The organism is Caulobacter sp., from assembly GCF_039596335.1.
In the GTDB taxonomy this organism is placed as follows: domain Bacteria; phylum Pseudomonadota; class Alphaproteobacteria; order Caulobacterales; family Caulobacteraceae; genus Caulobacter.
The window spans coordinates 732748-748455 of sequence record NZ_JBCNJZ010000001.1; the positions used below are offsets into that span (position 1 = coordinate 732748).

Annotated in this window: 16 protein-coding genes; 10 read left to right on the plus strand and 6 right to left on the minus strand. The window is 68.4% G+C overall.

The genetic code is table 11. From position 1 onward, the window contains the following. Nucleotides 1–81 precede the first annotated feature (81 nt). From ABDW31_RS03590 to ABDW31_RS03600, 3 genes are read left to right on the plus strand one after another with little or no spacing between them, the layout of a single operon-like run. On the plus strand, nt 82–1068 hold the full coding sequence (locus ABDW31_RS03590) for an alpha/beta hydrolase (RefSeq protein WP_184715945.1): 987 nt from the start codon (nt 82–84) through the stop codon (nt 1066–1068). A 34-nt stretch (nt 1069–1102) separates the two neighbouring features. Next, the gene (locus ABDW31_RS03595; protein WP_184715943.1) at nt 1103–1525 is read left to right on the plus strand and encodes a DUF5991 domain-containing protein; all 423 of its coding nucleotides are present in this window, start codon (nt 1103–1105) and stop codon (nt 1523–1525) included. After that, complete coding sequence (locus ABDW31_RS03600; RefSeq protein ID WP_343698289.1) at nt 1525–2133, plus strand: thermonuclease family protein; 609 nt, start codon at nt 1525–1527, stop codon at nt 2131–2133. The genes ABDW31_RS03595 and ABDW31_RS03600 overlap by 1 nt, the downstream gene beginning before the upstream one ends. A gap of 112 nt (nt 2134–2245) precedes the next feature. Here the strand turns inward: ABDW31_RS03600 and ABDW31_RS03605 are convergent, their stop codons facing one another. Together ABDW31_RS03605 and ABDW31_RS03610 are read right to left on the minus strand one after the other, a co-directional pair. Beyond that, nucleotides 2246–4051, minus strand: coding sequence for a cation:proton antiporter (locus ABDW31_RS03605; RefSeq protein ID WP_184715939.1), 1806 nt, complete (start codon nt 4049–4051; stop codon nt 2246–2248). 31 nt (nt 4052–4082) lie between these two features. After that, a complete protein-coding gene (locus ABDW31_RS03610; protein WP_172267618.1) occupies nt 4083–4331 on the minus strand; it encodes a helix-turn-helix domain-containing protein in 249 nt (82 codons plus the stop codon). 71 nt (nt 4332–4402) lie between these two features. Here ABDW31_RS03610 and ybaL point away from each other — a divergent pair, with 71 nt between their 5' ends. The 4 genes from ybaL (at nt 4403) to ABDW31_RS03630 (ending at nt 9168) form a co-directional block, all read left to right on the plus strand. Then, nucleotides 4403–6073, plus strand: a complete 1671-nt coding sequence (ybaL, locus tag ABDW31_RS03615; protein ID WP_184715937.1) for a YbaL family putative K(+) efflux transporter — start codon at nt 4403–4405, stop codon at nt 6071–6073. A 20-nt stretch (nt 6074–6093) separates the two neighbouring features. Then, a complete protein-coding gene (locus ABDW31_RS03620; protein ID WP_221444606.1) occupies nt 6094–6567 on the plus strand; it encodes a copper chaperone PCu(A)C in 474 nt (157 codons plus the stop codon). A 98-nt stretch (nt 6568–6665) separates the two neighbouring features. Beyond that, nucleotides 6666–8807 carry a M13-type metalloendopeptidase gene (locus tag ABDW31_RS03625; protein WP_184715936.1) on the plus strand — a complete coding sequence of 714 codons (2142 nt, stop codon included), beginning with the start codon at nt 6666–6668 and terminating at the stop codon, nt 8805–8807. A gap of 130 nt (nt 8808–8937) precedes the next feature. Then, nucleotides 8938–9168 (plus strand): hypothetical protein, encoded by a 231-nt coding sequence (locus ABDW31_RS03630; RefSeq protein WP_184715934.1) that lies wholly within the window; start codon nt 8938–8940, stop codon nt 9166–9168. Between the two features lie 72 nt (nt 9169–9240). Here the strand turns inward: ABDW31_RS03630 and ABDW31_RS03635 are convergent, their stop codons facing one another. The 4 genes from ABDW31_RS03635 to ABDW31_RS03650 are packed head-to-tail and all read right to left on the minus strand — an operon-like array spanning nt 9241 to nt 11656. Then, complete coding sequence (locus tag ABDW31_RS03635) at nt 9241–10059, minus strand: SDR family oxidoreductase (RefSeq protein ID WP_184715932.1); 819 nt, start codon at nt 10057–10059, stop codon at nt 9241–9243. Nucleotides 10060–10116: 57 nt separating this feature from the next. Beyond that, entirely contained in the window at nt 10117–10518 is a 402-nt protein-coding gene (locus ABDW31_RS03640) for a heme-binding protein (RefSeq protein WP_184715930.1), read from the minus strand. A 29-nt stretch (nt 10519–10547) separates the two neighbouring features. Beyond that, complete coding sequence (locus tag ABDW31_RS03645) at nt 10548–11198, minus strand: SDR family oxidoreductase (protein ID WP_184715928.1); 651 nt, start codon at nt 11196–11198, stop codon at nt 10548–10550. Next, a complete protein-coding gene (locus ABDW31_RS03650; protein WP_184715926.1) occupies nt 11195–11656 on the minus strand; it encodes a VOC family protein in 462 nt (153 codons plus the stop codon). The genes ABDW31_RS03645 and ABDW31_RS03650 overlap by 4 nt, the downstream gene beginning before the upstream one ends. 123 nt (nt 11657–11779) lie before the next feature. Between ABDW31_RS03650 and ABDW31_RS03655 the strand changes: the two genes are divergently transcribed. The 3 genes from ABDW31_RS03655 to ABDW31_RS03665 all read left to right on the plus strand — a co-directional run bounded on the left by ABDW31_RS03655 (nt 11780) and on the right by ABDW31_RS03665 (nt 15679). Beyond that, nucleotides 11780–12664 carry a LysR family transcriptional regulator gene (locus ABDW31_RS03655; protein ID WP_184715924.1) on the plus strand — a complete coding sequence of 295 codons (885 nt, stop codon included), beginning with the start codon at nt 11780–11782 and terminating at the stop codon, nt 12662–12664. 202 nt (nt 12665–12866) lie between these two features. Next, the gene (locus tag ABDW31_RS03660) at nt 12867–14912 is read left to right on the plus strand and encodes a TonB-dependent receptor (protein WP_184715922.1); all 2046 of its coding nucleotides are present in this window, start codon (nt 12867–12869) and stop codon (nt 14910–14912) included. A gap of 2 nt (nt 14913–14914) precedes the next feature. Continuing rightward, the gene (locus ABDW31_RS03665; protein ID WP_184715920.1) at nt 14915–15679 is read left to right on the plus strand and encodes an energy transducer TonB; all 765 of its coding nucleotides are present in this window, start codon (nt 14915–14917) and stop codon (nt 15677–15679) included. The last annotated feature ends 29 nt before the right edge of the window (nt 15680–15708 follow it).

Below are 15708 nucleotides of genomic sequence, written 5' to 3' on the forward strand. Positions count from 1 at the left end.
TCATTGTCGGTGGGTGTCGGCGCGGCCATTGTGCAGGCCCCGCCCGCGGGAGCAACCCGCCCCTCTGCGACAGGAGCCGACATGGCCAAACGAGTCCTCATCGGCATGTTTCTCGGCCTGGCCCTCTCAGCCCCGGCGGCGGCCGATCCGATGCTGAAGGGCTTCGACTATGGCTGGCCGGTTCAGCAGGCTGCCATCCACAGCCAGGACCAAGACCTGGCCATGGCCTATCTCGACGTCCGCCCCGCAACGCGGAACGGCCAGATCGTGGTGCTGCTGCACGGCAAGAACTTCTGCGCCGGATCCTGGGAGGGCACGATCAAGGCCCTGACCGCCGCCGGCTACCGGGTCATCGCCCCCGACCAGGTCGGCTTCTGCAAGTCGGCCAAGCCCGACCGCTACCAGTACGGCCTGCACACCCTGGCGGCCAACACCAAGGCCCTGCTGGACCAGCTGGGCGTGGCCCGTCCGATCGTGGTCGGCCACTCGATGGGCGGCATGCTGGCGGCCCGCTACGCCCTGCAATATCCCGACGCGGTCGAACGCCTGGTGCTGGTCAATCCGATCGGGCTGGAGGACTGGCGCGCCCTGGGCGTTCCGAACGCCACCGTCGACCAGCTGTTCGCCGGCGAGCTGAAGCAGGACGCCGCCAAGATCCGCGCCTATCAGCAGGCCACCTACTACGCCGGGACCTGGAAGCCCGCGTACGACCGCTGGGTCCAGATGCTGGCCTCAATGTACCAGGGCGAAGGCGGCCGCACAGTCGCCTGGCACCAGGCCCTGACCTCGGACATGATCTTCAACCAGCCGGTCGTCCACGAGCTGCAGAACCTCAAGGTCCCCACCACTCTGTTCGTCGGCGAGAAGGACAACACCGCCATCGGCAAGGACCGCGCCCCCGCCGCCCTGAAGGCGACGCTGGGCGACTACAAGCGGCTGGGCCCGGCGACGGCGGCGAAGATCCCGGGCGCAAAGCTGGTGACCTATCCGGACCTGGGCCACACCCCGCAGGTCCAGGACCCCGACCGCTTCCATCGCGATCTTCTGGAGACGCTGGCGGCGCGGTGAGCAATAGTCAGGCGGCTCGCGTGAGGATCTTGCCATGCCTTCCTTGCTACTGACCGGCGCCATGAGTCTGGCGCTGCTGGCCTCCGCCCCCGGCGCCTGGGACGGGACCTACAGCTACACCCACGACGGCGGCCGCACGGCCGGCGGCTCACCGATCCTGGTGACCTGGCGACTGACCTTGAAAGATGGGACCTGCGCCTTCCACGGCGAGGGCTATCAGACCCTCGAGACCTTCCAGTGCAGCACCCACGAAACGCCTTCGGGCCTGGAGGTGCGGTTCCTGCGCTATCCGCCGCCGGCCAAGGGCAACCGGTTCGGGGTCGAGGTCTACAAGCCGGGCGCGCCGCTGTTCACGCTGTCGAAGCGCCAGGGCCGCCTGCTGACCCGCTGGTCGGGCTTCGTGCCCGACGAGGGCGTCGGGCGCACGCCGGCCCCGTATCTGCGAAAGGTGCGATGATGCGCGTCCCGAAGGTTCTGCTGGCCTTGGTCGTGGTCGCCGGCCTCGTCGGCGCCGGGGTGCTCGTCTATGACGCCACCCGCCCCTACAGCCATCCCATCAAGGCGGCGGAAGCGCAGAAACACGGCCGCGGCCCGACCGGTCCGCCTTCGTACGAACAGACCACCGATCCCCGCAAAGACCTGTTCGGTCCCGCCCGCGTCGTCGATGGCGACACCCTCCGTGTCCAGGATGTCGAGGCCGACCTCTGGACGATTGTTGCGCCGCGCCTGGACCAGGCCTGCGAGAAGGACGGCAAGCCCTGGGCCTGTGGCGAGGCCTCGCGCGCCCACCTGGAAAAGCTGATCGGCGGGCGCCAGGTCGCCTGCCGCCCCGAGGGTCCGCCGACGCCGAACGGGCGCTGGCTGGGGATCTGCTATGTGGCCGACGCCCCCTGCCAGGGCGATGAGGGCCCCTGTGAATCGAGCCTCGGATCGCTCAACCTCGCTCAGGTCAGAGACGGCTGGGCGGAGGATTTCGAGGGTCAGTTCTCCGAGGACGAGGAAATCGCCCAGGCGCAGAAGCGCGGCCTGTGGGCCGGGCGCTGGGAGCGCGCGGCGGCGCCCTAGAGCGTGGCAGCCAAAAGTGTGAGCGGTTTTGGCGTTTGCCACGCTCTAAATGTTTGAATGAGAGCCTGTTTATCCGTTTCTGATGTTTCCATCAGAAACGGATAAACAGGCTCTAGCGCAGGCTGGCGTCGCGCAGTCGCCGGCGGCGTCCGCCTAGCGCGTCGGGACGGTTCAGCACCTTGCGGTACTCGTCGCGGCGCTCGTGGATCGAGGCGATGACTAGGCCCATCGGCACGCCGACATCGACCAGCACCGCTTCGGACAGCTGCAGCGAGGCCTCGATGGTCTCGGGCACGGCGTCGGTGGCGCCCAGCTCGTAGAGGCGGGCGGCGTGGCGGGCGTCGCGGGCGCGGACCACGATCGGTACGTCCGGCCGGGCCCCGCGGGCTGCGGCGACCACCGCCTCGGCCTGTTCGGGCGAGTCCATGGTCACGACCACGGCGCGCACCGTGGCCAGGCCGCAGCGATCCAGCAGCTCCAGCCGCGAGGCGTCGCCGTAATAGATGCGATGGCCGTCGCGGCGGCCCTGCTCGACCAGGCGGGCGTCACGCTCGACCCCGATCCAAGACAACTCGTGGCGGCCCAGCATGTCGCCGACCAGCTTGCCCACCCGGCCATAGCCGATGATCAGCACCTGGCCCTGCGGTTCGGGACCGACGCGGTCGGGCTCACGCTCGCTGGAGTCCTTGGAGGGGGCCTCCGTCATCTGGGCGGCGCCGGACTTGCGGCCCAGATACTGGCCCAGCGCCGCCAGGCCCGGGATCAGGAACATGGTCAGGGTGGCCGAGACCAGCACCGCCTGGCCGATCGGCCGCGGCACGACCTCGGCGCCCATGGCGTTGTCCAGCAGCACGAAGGCGAACTCGCCGCCGGCCGCCAGGATCAGGGCGGTCTCGATCGCCGCGCGCTTGCCCAGACCCATGACCAGGCCGACGCCGAACACCACCGCCGTCTTCAGCAGCAGCAAGCCCGCGGCGGTGGCGAAGATCACGCCGGGCTTGGCGACCAGCAGCGACAGGTCCAGGCGAATGCCCAGCGACACGAAGAACAGGCTGAGCAGCAGGCCCTTGAAGGGCTCGATCTTGACCTCGACCTCATGGCGATACTCGGTCTCGGCCAGCAGGATGCCGGCGACGAACGCGCCCAGCGCCATCGACAGGCCCGAGACCTGGGCGGCCAGGCCGGCGCCGATGATCACCAGCAGGCAGGCCGCCATGAACATCTCTTCGCTCTTGGCCCGGGCCACCGACTTCAGCATCGGGCGCAGGGCCAGGCGGCCGACCAGCACGATCGCGCCCAGGCCGATGGCGGCCGGCGCCAACGACAGCAGGTCGGCCATGTGGAAGGTCCCGTGCCCGCGGCCCATGATCGCCAGGGTGATCAGGATCGGAGCGACGGCCAGGTCCTGGAACAGCAGAACGGAGAAGGTGGCGCGGCCGGCCTCGGAGTGCAGGCGGCGCTTCTCGGCCAGCACCGGCACGGCGATGGCGGTCGAGGACAGGGTCAACGCCGCGCCGATGGTCAGGGCCGCGACCGTGGGCTGGCCCAGCAGCATGGCGCCGGCCCCCAGCACCGCCGAGCAGCCGATCACCTGCACCGCGCCCAGGCCGAAGACCAGCTTGCGCATCAGGCGCAGGCGCTCCCACGACAGCTCCAGCCCGATCATGAACAGCAGGAAGACGACGCCGAACTCGGCCAGCTGGGCGATTTCGTCGGGATTGTCGACGGTGACATAGTCCAGCCACGGCGCGACGGGAATGAACCGGCCCAGGCCGAACGGACCCAGGATCACGCCGGCCAGCAGATAGCCGAGAATGGGATTGATCTTCAGACGCTTGAAGATCGGGGCCACGATCCCGGCCGTGGCCAGGAACAGGACCAGATCCTTGTAGCTCTCCGCCGAAACCCCGTGCTCCACCCGCGTGCCCCGCTCGCTCTCTATCGTGTCGTCAGTAAGGTCGCTTCAGCCGCACGCCCGCGCCGGCGTCATCCGGCGCGATCAGGCACACCCCGCCTGCCTCGATGGCGTCGATCAGCAGCCGTTCGGTGCTATGGTGCAAGGCGTGGCGCTCGGTCTCGAAATCCTTGACCGTGCTGCGCGACACGCCCGCCCGATCGGCGAGCTCGCCTTGCGACCAGCTGAGCAGGCCGCGGGCGCCCCGACATTGCGCCGGGTGGAGAATTTTTGCGTGTGGCATCTGGTAGACCTGAGCTTTGTCGCCCATATTGGTTGAGTACGCCCGAAAGAGATGACCGTCAAGGAGGCCCTTTGCACCACACCTCGCTGATCGCCACCATCGTCGCGGGCCTGGGTCTGGCCTTTGTGTTCGGCGCCATCGCCAACCGCCTGAAGCTGCCCGTGCTGGTCGGCTATCTGCTGGCGGGCGTGCTGGTCGGGCCGTTCACCCCGGGATACGTGGCCGATCAGCAGTTGGCGCCGCAACTGGCCGAGATCGGCGTGATCCTGCTGATGTTCGGGGTCGGCCTGCACTTCTCTCTGAAGGACCTGCTGTCGGTGCGGACCATCGCCATCCCCGGCGCCATCGTGCAGATCGGGGCGGCGACGGTGATGGGCCTTGGCCTGGCCTTGGCCCTGGGCTGGAGCATCGGCGCCGGCGTGGTGTTCGGCCTGGCCCTGTCGGTGGCCTCGACCGTGGTGCTGCTGCGGGCCCTGCAGGAGCGGCGACTGATCGAGACCGGGCGTGGCAAGATCGCGGTCGGCTGGCTGATCGTCGAGGACCTGGCCATGGTGCTGGCGCTGGTCCTGCTGCCGGCCCTGTCGGGCGTGCTGGGCGGCGAGGCCCCGACCGATCATGGGGCCAGCGACAGCGTGCTGGGCGCCTTCGCCCTGACCATCGGCAAGGTCGTCGCCTTTGTGGCCCTGATGCTGATCGTCGGCCGGCGGGTCATCCCCTGGATCCTGCACCGCATCGCCCACACCGGCTCGCGCGAGCTGTTCCGCCTGGGTGTGCTGGCCATCGCCCTGGGGGTCGCCTTCGGCTCGGCGGCGCTGTTTGGCGTGTCGTTCGCCCTGGGGGCCTTCTTCGCCGGCATGATCATGGCCGAGAGCGAGCTGTCGCAGCAGGCCGCCAACGAGACCCTGCCGCTGCGCGACGCCTTCGCGGTGCTGTTCTTCGTCTCGATCGGCATGCTGTTCAACTATCAGATCGTCCTGCAGCAGCCGCTGGCGGTGCTGGCCACCGTGGCCATCATCGTGGTCGGCAAGTCGATCGCCGCCCTGCTGATCGTCCTGGCCTTCCGCCGGCCGATGAGCACGGCCCTGACCATCTCGGCCAGCCTGGCCCAGATCGGCGAGTTCTCGTTCATCCTGGTCGGCCTGGGCGTATCGCTGAAGCTGCTGCCGCCCGAGGGTCGCGACCTCGTCCTGGCCGGCGCCATCCTGTCGATCCTGATCAACCCGCTGCTGTTCGCCTGGCTGGACCGTATCCTGCCCAAGATGATCGAGAAGGAGCGCAAGGCCGCCAGCAACGAGCCCGTGGTCAGCGCCGCCGCCCAGCCGCACGCCCTGCTGATCGGCTATGGCCGGGTCGGCAAGCTGGTAGCCGAGGGCCTGAAGGGCCGCACCCCGCTGGTGGTCATCGAGGACGACGTCGAACGCGCCGACGAACTGCGCAAGGCCGGCTTCGAGACGGTCAGCGGCAATGCGGTCAAGTCCGACGTGCTGATGAAGGCCGGACTGGACAAGGCCACCCACCTGTTCGTCGCCGTGCCCAATCCGTTCGAGGCCGTGCGGATCATCGAGCAGGCCCGCGTCGCCAATCCCCAGGCCGAGATCATCGCCCGCGCCTATACCGACGCCGACGTCGCCCTGCTCAAGGAGACCGGCGCCACCCACGCCCTGATCGGCGAGGAAGAGATCGCCAAGGGCATGCTCGCCCGCGCCCCCCGCAGAAAGCCGCCCGCCGCGGCCGCGCACTGACCTTCGAAAGGACCGCCCCCATGTCGCGCCTGCTGATCGCCGCCCTGGCCCTGACCGCCGTCGCCGCGCCTGTCGCCTACGCCGCCGGGCCGATCACCGTCCGCCAGCCCTGGAGCCGTCCGGCCCAGGCGGGCATGAACGGCGTCGGCTTCCTGACCCTCGCCAACAGCGGCAAGACGCCCGTGATCCTGAAGAGCGCCACCAGCCCGGCGGCGGGCAAGGTCGAGATCCATCAGTCGGCGATGGTGGGCGGCGTGATGACCATGCGCCGACAGGACAACGGCGTCGTCATCCCCGCCGGCGGCCAGGTCGCGCTGGCGCCGGGCGGCTATCACCTGATGCTGCTGGGCCTGAAGCAGGCGCAGGGCGTGGGGCAAAAAGTCCCCGTAACACTGGTCTTCGATGGCGGCCGCAAAATCCAGGTCGAACTGGCCGTGCAATTGGCTCCGCCCGCCGCCGGCGGGGCCGCCGAGCACACCGGTCACCACCACTAGACCCCCCGGAACGGGCTACATGAACTTTTTTTAAGGGAGAGAATTTTTCGCGCCGTTGCAGATTGCCGCCCACTCACTGCCAACGGATTGCGATTTCCATGAAAAGAGTTTGGTTTGGCGCAGCGGCCGTCGCGGCCCTGTCCCTCTCGGCGTTCGGCGCCTCCGCCTCGGCCCACGAACAGCACGCCTGCATCGACGACGCGTGCGAGATGGTCTCGCTGCTGCCGGACTTCGCCCAGATCGCCAACGGCGAGGCCGCCGGCGGCGGTGAAGTCACCTCGCTGGAATCCCCGCGCTACGGCGCCTGGGGCTTCGACGTCACGGGCATGGACACCACGGTGAAGCCGGGCGACGACTTCTACAAGTTCGCCAACGGCGCCTGGGAAGCCCGCACCGAGATCCCGGCCGACCGCGCCCGCTACGGCAATTTCGACAAGCTGGCCGAACTGTCGGACGCCCGCACCAAGGCGATCATCGAAGCCGCCGCCGCCGACAAGGCCGCGGCCGGTGAGAAGGCCAAGGTCGGCGCCGCCTATCGCGCCTTCATGGACGAGGCCGGCATCGAGAAGCTGGACGCCGCGCCGCTGAAGCCGTGGCTGGACGAGGTCCGCAAGGTCAAGTCCAAGGACGAGTTCACGACGATGATGGGTCGCGCGTCGACCACGCCGTACGCCTCGATCCTGGGCGTGGGCATCTCGATCGACGCCAAGAACCCCAAGGCCTACGCCGTCATGGCCGGCACCTCGGGTCTGTCGTTGCCCGACCGCGACTACTATCTGGACGCCAAGTTCGCCGACAAGAAGACTGCCTACCTGGCCTATGTGCAGCAGATGCTGACCCTGGGCGGCTGGGACAAGCCGGCCGAGCACGCCAAGGCCGTCGTCGACTTCGAGACCAAGCTGGCCGAAGCCTCGTGGACCCGCGTCGAGCGCCGCGATCGCGACAAGACCTACAACCCCGCCACCCTCGCCGAGCTGCAGGCCATGACGCCGGGCTACGACTGGAAGCGCTACATGGCCGCGGCCGAGCTGACCGGCGTCGACCGGATCATCGTCACGACCAACACCGCCTTCCCGAAGTTCGCCAAGATCTATGCCGACACCCCGGTCGACACGCTGAAGGCCTGGCAGGCGTTCAAGGTCATCGACGGCGCCGCGCCGCTGCTGTCCAAGCGCTTCGTCGACGCGGCCTTCGCGTTCCGCAACAAGACCCTGGCCGGCCAGCCCGAGCAGCGTCCGCGCTGGAAGCGCGGCGTGGCGCAGGTCAACGGCATGCTGGGCGAAGCGGTCGGCAAGGACTATGTCGCCGCCTACTTCCCGGCCTCGTCGAAGGCCAAGATGGAGTCGCTGGTCGGCGACATCCGCACCGTCCTGAAGACCCGCATCGACAACCTCGACTGGATGGGTGCCGAGACCAAGGTCAAGGCCCAGGACAAGCTGGCCAAGTTCACCGTCAAGATCGGCTATCCCGACCACTGGCGTGACTACTCGGCGCTGGAGATCAAGGACAACGACGCCTACGGTAACGTCATCCGCGCCGGCGCCTGGGACTACCGCTACGACGTGGCCCGCCTGAACAAGCCGGTCGACAAGACCGAGTGGGGCATGACCCCGCAGACGGTCAACGCCTACTATAACTTCGCCAACAACGAGATCGTGTTCCCGGCCGCCATCCTGCAGGCGCCGTTCTTCCACCCCGACGCCGATCCGGCCATCAACTACGGCGGCATCGGCGGCGTGATCGGTCACGAGATCGGCCACGGCTTCGACGACCAGGGCCGCAAGTCCGACGGCGACGGCGTGCTGCGCGACTGGTGGACCGCCGAAGACGGCGCCAAGTTCCAGGTCCAGGCCGACAAGCTGGGCGCCCAGTACTCCGCGTTCGAGCCCTTCCCGGGCGTGCACGTCAACGGCAAGCTGACCATGGGCGAGAACATCGGCGACATGGCCGGCCTGGCCTTCGCCCTGGACGCCTATCGCGTCTCGCTGCACGGCAAGCCCTCGCCGGTGCTGGACGGCTTCACCGGCGACCAGCGCGTCTATCTGGGCTGGGCCCAGGTGTGGCGTGGCAAGTCGCGCGAGGACGCCCTCAAGCAGCAGATCGCCAGCGATCCGCACTCGCCGGGCTACTACCGCGTCAACGGCACGATCCGGAACCAGCCCGGCTGGTACTCGGCGTTCGACATCAAGGCCGGCGACAAGCTGTACGTCGCCCCGGCCGACCGCGTGAAGATCTGGTAGTCGCCACACGCGATACCCAGAATGAGAGGGCCGGCGCTTCGCGTCGGCCCTTTTTTTATACGCCTTATCCTAGGTTGAAGCTCACTCACTTTTTTCGGCATATTTCACCCGCTCAGCGCGAGTGCCCTGTATGCGTACCCTTCAGAAGATCGGCCAAGACCTGCCCGGCTGCGAGGTCGCCCTGACCTGGCGCGAGGCTGACGACTCCTTCTCCGAGGAGATCGTGACCCTGCCCACGGCCTATGCCGCCGCCGAGGCCATCGCCCTGCTGGTCCTCATCCGGCCCGGCGGCCGCACCGAGGCCATGGTCCGCCAGGTGCTCAAGACCGTGCCGAAAGCGCCGCGCCCAGGACGGGGGTAGGATCTCGAACGCAGAAGAAGACCTTCAGGCCGGCGAAGGCCTGAAGGTCGAAGGTCGGCTTTGGAGGTGCGGCTAGATTTGGTTGTCCCAGGCCTTCAGCTGGTGATCCTTGAGCATGTCCTCGATCACCTGCGGCACGACATTGCGGAACTTGCCGGTGTCGGCCGGGACGATGTCGATCATCCGGTCGATCATCTCCTGGGCGTCCATCTTGCCCTCCGGCGTGGCGAAGAAGTCGTCGAACCCCTTGCGCAGGTCGGCGCGCTTGGTGAAGTGCTTGGCGTCGTCCAGCCAGCGGAACGGATTGTCGGCCATCGTCTCGTTGTAGCCGGTGTAGTAGGCGCCCGGATTGATCGTCTGGATCTTGATGCCGTGGACGGCCAGCTCCTGCTGCATGGCCTCGGCCACCGATTCCAGGGCGTGCTTGGTCGAGACGTACGTGCCCCAGTTGGCCGGGGTGAACAGCCCGCCCATCGATGAGGTGAAGACCACCTTCTTGCCGTGGCTCGAGCCTTCGCGGACCCACTTCTGCACGACGCCCTGGGTCAGGGTCAGCGGCAGGAAGACGTTGATCTCGAAGTTCTTGCGCACCAGGTCGACGGGGATCTCCCAGACCGGCCCCGCCTCGCCCATGCCGGCGTTGTTCCACAGGATGTCGAAGTCCAGGCCGATGGCCTGCTGGATGTCGTAGGGGTCGGTCAGGTCCAGGCGATAGACGGTGACGCGGTCGGAAAGGCCCAGGGCGGCGACTTCCTCGCGCAGGGCGGTCACCTGCGAGGAGACCTGCACGGTGGCGATGACGTTGTGGCCGTTCTTGGCCATGCCGAGGGCGGCGCCCTTGCCGAAGCCGCCGGCGGCGCCGGTGATCAGGATGGTCTTCTGGGTGGTCATGGTCTTGGTCCTTTGGGTTCGAGGTTCAGGTTCTGGGTGGTCGGAAAAAAGGAGGGTTCAGCCGTTGAGGGTCGCGGCGGCGACGCGGGCGATCTCGGCGTCCTGGTCGGGGCTGCCGCCCGACACGCCGACCGCGCCCAGCAGCCGGCCGACCAGATCGCGCAGCGGCGCGCCGCCGGGGAAGGTCATCAGGCCGCCATTGCTGCGCTCCAGGCCGGGGGCCGGCGCGCCGGGCTTGCAGTAGTCCCAGACCGCTTCGCTGGTGATGCCGAACAGGGCCGAGGTGCGGGCCTTGCCCAGGGCGACGTCGATGGAGCCCAGCACGGCGTCGTCCATCCGCCCGAAGGCCTGGAGGTGCGCGGCCGCGTCGAGGACGGCGATGTTGACCGGGACGCCGAGATCGGCGGCGTGGGCCTGGCCGGCGGCGATCGCCGCCTGGGCCTGGTTCAGGGTGAGCATGGTCGTTTCCTTGTTTGTGGTGATGAGGATCAGCCGGCGGGGAAGGTCCGTTCCCAGCCGGAGCTGGGGTCGGAGGTCAGGGTCCAGAGGGTGTCGGCGACGCCGGCCGCTTCGGCCGAGGCCGGGGCGACGAGCGTGGCGACCGTGGCCAGGCCGATGCGGATGCCGCGCTCGGCCAGGGCGGGGGCCAGCCCCTGCGCCAGGTTGCGCAGGGCCGCCTTGCCCAGACCCAGGCTGGCCCACTCGGCGTGGGGGCTGAGCGCCAGGCCGCCGCCGGTGACCAGGATGGTCCCGCCCCGGCCCTCGAAGAGACCGGCAGCGGCGCGGATCACGTGCAGCCCGCCGGCGACGTTGACGGCCAAGTCGCTCTCGACCTCGGCGTCGGTCATGCTGAACAGGTCTTGCCGGCGCCCGACCGCGGCGTTGTAGAGCACCGCGTCCAGCCCACCCGTCATCCGGTCGGCGGTCCGAAGACCGGCCCGGACCGCCTCGGGGCGGGTGGCGTCGATGACCAGGCCGTGGGCGTCGACGCCCATCCCGATCAGCCGGGCGACCATCGGGTCGATGGTGCGCGGATTGCGGGCGGCCAGGACCACGGTCCAGCCCTCGCGGCCGAACCGCTCGGCGGTCGCCGCGCCGATCCCGGGACCAGCGCCGATGATCAGCAGGGCGCGGCTCACGGCAGCACCTCGGCCAGCTCGATCAGGTTGCCGAAGGGGTCGCAGAAGAAGGCCAGCTTGCGGCTGATCGCGTCCAGCACGAACGGCTCGGTGACGATGGTCACGCCTCGGCTGCGCAGCGCCTCGACCGTCGCTTCGACGCTGGTCACGCTCAGGCACAGGTGGTGGTAGCCGGCGTATTTCAGGCTGTCGCCGAGGTCGGCGTACGGCTTGACGTCGACCGGGGTCGGCTCGCCGCCGCCCAGAACCTCGATGTAGAAGTGGTCGTCGGCGGCTGGGGCCAGATAGGCCAGCTTCTCGTCGGCATAGTCCCACTCGGCCACGACGCGGAAGTCCAGCAGGCCGACATAGAAGGCCTTGGCCGCGTCCAGGCTGGGCGTGCGGATGGCGACGTGATGGCCGCGCAGATCGGCGAAGATCGAGCCGGTGTTCCGGGCCGGCGGGATGAAGTCGGGCATCGGTTTCTCCTGGTTTCCTTGGGCCCGCGTCTACGCCGCCCGTCTGTGAGGAGGAGAATTGCCCCGATCGATCTCGGCGATTAGATTGGAAGTCTTCCGATCAATGCTGAGCCAAATTCAGTAATGAGAACGACCGATCTCTCAGAGCTAGCGGCCTTCGACGCGGTGGCGCGCCATCGCAGCTTCCGTCGCGCGGGCGAGGAGCGCGGGGTCACGGCCTCGGCCATCAGCCATGCGGTGACCAACCTGGAGACCCGGGTCGGCATCCGCCTTCTGAACCGCACGACGCGCAGCGTCTCGCTGACCGACGCCGGGGCCATGCTGCTGTCGCGGCTGTCGCCGGCCTTCGACGACATCGGCTCGGCGATGGACGGGCTGAACCAGTTCCGCGACACGCCCTTCGGCAAGGTGCGGATCAACGCGCCGATCTCGATCGCCTCGTTCGTGCTGGGACCGGCCGTGGGCCAACTCGCCAGCGCCTATCCGCATCTACAGCTGGAGATCATCGCCACCGACCGGCTGGTCGACATCGTCGAGGAAGGGTTCGACGCCGGCGTCCGATTGGGCGAGAGCCTGCGCGACGGCATGACGGCGATGCGGATCAAGCCGCGCCTGCGGTTCGCGCTGGTCGGCTCGCCGGCCTATTTCGCCCAGAACCCGGCGCCCCATGATCCGAGCGACCTGAAGGCCCACGTCTGTTTCCAGAACCTCTATCCCAGCGGCGTACGCTACCCGTGGACGTTCGCCCGCGACGGCCGGGACATCGAGTTCCAGCCGGAGGGGCCGTTCGGCTCGGACGATCACGACCTGCTGACCGCCGCGGCGCTGGCCGGGGCCGGCCTGGCCTATGTCTGGGAGCATCGGGCCGAGGACCACGTGCGCGCCGGACGGCTGGTGCGCTGCCTGGAACCCTGGTGCCCGTTCGAGGACTGGCTGTATCTGTACTATCCGACGCGGAAGTATCTGTCGGCCGGCCTGCGCGCGGTGATCGAGACGCTGCGGGCCTGAAGGCCCTCGAAGCCAAGAGCCGGTGCTCTCCCAGCGGCCCCCTTGATATGATTTTGCGAGTCACTTGCATTTAATCAAGAGAGCGCCCAAAAGGCGTCGCAGTTCGGCGGCGGCGCTTCGCTCTCTCCCAAGCACCAGAGGGGAGTCGCCTCGCCTTGATGAGCTAATGATTCTTATTCGCATATAAGTCGGGGATAATTCGATGCGCATTTCAAATCGCACGCGCGGCCTCCTGCTGGCCGGCGTCGCCCAGATCGTTCTCGCCGGCGCGGCTCACGCCCAGGAAGAGACCACCGCCACCGCCAGCCAGCTGTCGCTGGGCAAGGTCGTCGTCTCGGCCGGCCAGGAGAAGGTGGCGATCGACACGCCCCAGGCCGTGACCACCCTGGACCAGGACGACATCGACAACGCCCAGGCCTCGACCATCGGCGACCTGCTGACCGCCATTCCCGGCGTCTCGACCATGGGGGGCGTCGGCGCGCTGGGCCAGGGCTTCAACATCCGCGGCATGGGCACCGGCCTGGCCGACAGCGACAGCCGCATCCTGATGCAGATCGACGGCACGACGAAGTTCTTCGAGCAGTACCGCATGGGCTCGTTCTTCAGCGATCCCGAGCTCTACAAGCGCGTCGAGGTCTTGCGGGGCCCGGCCTCCTCGACCCTGTACGGCGCGGGCGCCTTGGCCGGCGTCGTCAACTTCACCAGCAAGGACGCCTCGGACTTCCTGACCGGCGACGACCGCTTCTCGGCCCGTCTGCGTGGCGGCTTCGAGAGCAACGCCGACGCCCGCTTCGGCTCGGGCGTGCTGGCCATGAAGCCCACCGAGAACCTGGACGTCCTGGCCATGTACACCGTGCGCCGCAGCGACGAGTACAAGAATGGCGACGGCGTCGTGGTCCCGACCTCGAAGGCCGAGTCCGACAGCTACCTGCTGAAGAGCCGCTACTATTTCGGCGGCAACAAGAAGCATAACCTCTGGGCGTCGTACCAAAACTGGAAGAACGACAGCACCCAGATCTACGACCAGGCCGAGGCCTTCGGCACGACGCCGGTGCACCGCATCACCACCGACCAGACCGGCGTGTTCGGCTATGAGAACGACTTCGCGGGCAACCCGCTGCTCGATCTGAAGGCCCAGGTCTCCTACGCCAACACCAAGGTCAACCAGACCGACACGACCTTCCTGAGCGGCGTGATCGAGAGCGAGTTCTCGTACAAGACCCTGCAGGGCCGGGTGGAGAACGTCTCGGAGTTCAAGCTCCCCGGCGACAATGTCGGCTTCCTCACCATCGGGGCCCAGGCCAGCAAGCAGGAGCGCCGCAACCCGCGCCGCACCGCCACCGGCACAAACCACGGCGCGGCCACCCACCCCGAAGGCGACATGGAGAAGTACGGCCTGTTCGCCCAGGGCGAGTTCGTCCTGGGCAAGCTGACCCTGATCCCCGGCGCCCGCATCGACTGGACCAAGCTGCAGCCGGGCCTGGGCGTGACCACCACGCAGAAGGTCAATGACAGCGCCATCTCGCCGAAGATCGCCGCCATGTACGCGATCAACGAAACCTTCTCGGTGTTCGGCTCGATCGCCCACACGGTGCGCATGCCGGTGCTGGACGAGATCTACAGCCGCACGGCCACGGCCTCGACCAACTACAGCCTGAACCTCAAGCCGGAAGAGTCGGAGAACTACGAACTGGGCGGCACCCTGCAGTTCCGCAACATCTTCGGCCAGGGCGACCAGGCCAACATCAAGACGACGCTGTTCCAGAACGACGTCGACAACCTGATCGCCCGCGGCACGGCGACCTCGGCCTACTTCGTCAATATCGGCAAGGCCCGCTACAAGGGGATCGAGGTCGAGGCCGAGTACGGCGCCAAGAACCTGTTCGCCCGCGCTGCCGTGTCGATCATCGACGGCGAGAACCGCCTGAACGGCCAGCCGCTGAACACCATCCCCGCCAACACCTTGAACCTGACCCTGGGCTATGTCTTCCCAGCCCAGAACCTGATCGTCGGCTGGCGAGCCGAGATCACCGACGACCAGGACGACGTCACGGCCGTCTCGCTGCGCACCCCGGGCTACGACGTGCACAACCTGTTCGTGACCTGGAAGCCGCAGGCCGGCGCCCTGGCCGGCCTGGACGTGCGGGTCGGGATCGACAACCTGTTCGACCGCACTTTCCAGCGTCACCTGATGTCGCTGGACGCCGAGGGCCGCACCTTCAAGCTGACCCTCGCCCGGACCTTCTAAGCATGCGCACGCCCTGGCACATCCGCGCCTGGGCGACCGGGACGTCGTTGGCGATCAACGGCGTCCTGGTGCTGGGCGCCGTCCATATGGCGCCCCAGATGTCGACGATCGCCCAGGACGAGACGGCCATGCTGATCTCGCTGGGCGATCCGTCGCTGACCGCCTTCGACAACGCTGCGTCGCCCGAGGCCAAGCCCGCGCCGGAGCCCGCGAGCAAACCCGAGGACGCCCCGAAGCCGCCCTCGCCCGTGGAGCCGCCTGCGAAGACCCGTCCTGTCGCCGCGCTCGCAGAGGCCTGGGTCGCGCCCACCGCTGCGCCGGCCAAGCCGGCCGCCCCTCTGGACTCGGACGCCGACGCCCGTCCCGCCTCCAGCGCGCCAGCAGCCACCGCGATCGCCGCCAAGGCCATGACCGCCACCGCCGCCAAGCCGCCGGCCGGCCGCAGCGACGCCGACAGCGTCCAGGCCCACGCCGGCTCGTCCAACAGCTACGCCGCCCGCGTGCGCGCCTGGCTGGAGAGCAACAAGACCTATCCCAAGGCTGCGCGCATGCGGAAGCAGCAGGGCGTCGTTCGCGTCGCCTTCGTCATCGACCGCGACGGCCATGTGCTGGACTGCCGTCTGGTCACGCCGACCGGCCACGCGCTGCTGGACCAGGAGGCCATGGCCATGGTCCGCCGCTCAGATCCCTTCCCCACCCCGCCGCACACGGTGAGGGGCGAGCGCATCGCCATGGACGCGCCGGTCGAGTTCGCGCTGAACCGCTAGCGCCGGGACCCGGCCCGCGCCCGGCCCGA

What these genes read in the sequence shown, in the direction of transcription:
- ABDW31_RS03635 (WP_184715932.1), bottom strand. Translation starts at nt 10,059, where the DNA reads ATGACCACCCAGAAGACCATCCTGATCACCGGCGCCGCCGGCGGCTTC.
- ABDW31_RS03625 (WP_184715936.1), top strand. Translation starts at nt 6,666, where the DNA reads ATGAAAAGAGTTTGGTTTGGCGCAGCGGCCGTCGCGGCCCTGTCCCTC.
- ABDW31_RS03650 (WP_184715926.1), bottom strand. Translation starts at nt 11,656, where the DNA reads ATGCCCGACTTCATCCCGCCGGCCCGGAACACCGGCTCGATCTTCGCC.
- ABDW31_RS03600 (WP_343698289.1), top strand. Translation starts at nt 1,525, where the DNA reads ATGCGCGTCCCGAAGGTTCTGCTGGCCTTGGTCGTGGTCGCCGGCCTC.
- ABDW31_RS03595 (WP_184715943.1), top strand. Translation starts at nt 1,103, where the DNA reads ATGCCTTCCTTGCTACTGACCGGCGCCATGAGTCTGGCGCTGCTGGCC.
- ABDW31_RS03630 (WP_184715934.1), top strand. Translation starts at nt 8,938, where the DNA reads ATGCGTACCCTTCAGAAGATCGGCCAAGACCTGCCCGGCTGCGAGGTC.
- ABDW31_RS03610 (WP_172267618.1), bottom strand. Translation starts at nt 4,331, where the DNA reads ATGCCACACGCAAAAATTCTCCACCCGGCGCAATGTCGGGGCGCCCGC.
- ABDW31_RS03640 (WP_184715930.1), bottom strand. Translation starts at nt 10,518, where the DNA reads ATGCTCACCCTGAACCAGGCCCAGGCGGCGATCGCCGCCGGCCAGGCC.
- ABDW31_RS03660 (WP_184715922.1), top strand. Translation starts at nt 12,867, where the DNA reads ATGCGCATTTCAAATCGCACGCGCGGCCTCCTGCTGGCCGGCGTCGCC.
- ABDW31_RS03665 (WP_184715920.1), top strand. Translation starts at nt 14,915, where the DNA reads ATGCGCACGCCCTGGCACATCCGCGCCTGGGCGACCGGGACGTCGTTG.
- ABDW31_RS03620 (WP_221444606.1), top strand. Translation starts at nt 6,094, where the DNA reads ATGTCGCGCCTGCTGATCGCCGCCCTGGCCCTGACCGCCGTCGCCGCG.
- ABDW31_RS03590 (WP_184715945.1), top strand. Translation starts at nt 82, where the DNA reads ATGGCCAAACGAGTCCTCATCGGCATGTTTCTCGGCCTGGCCCTCTCA.
- ABDW31_RS03655 (WP_184715924.1), top strand. Translation starts at nt 11,780, where the DNA reads ATGAGAACGACCGATCTCTCAGAGCTAGCGGCCTTCGACGCGGTGGCG.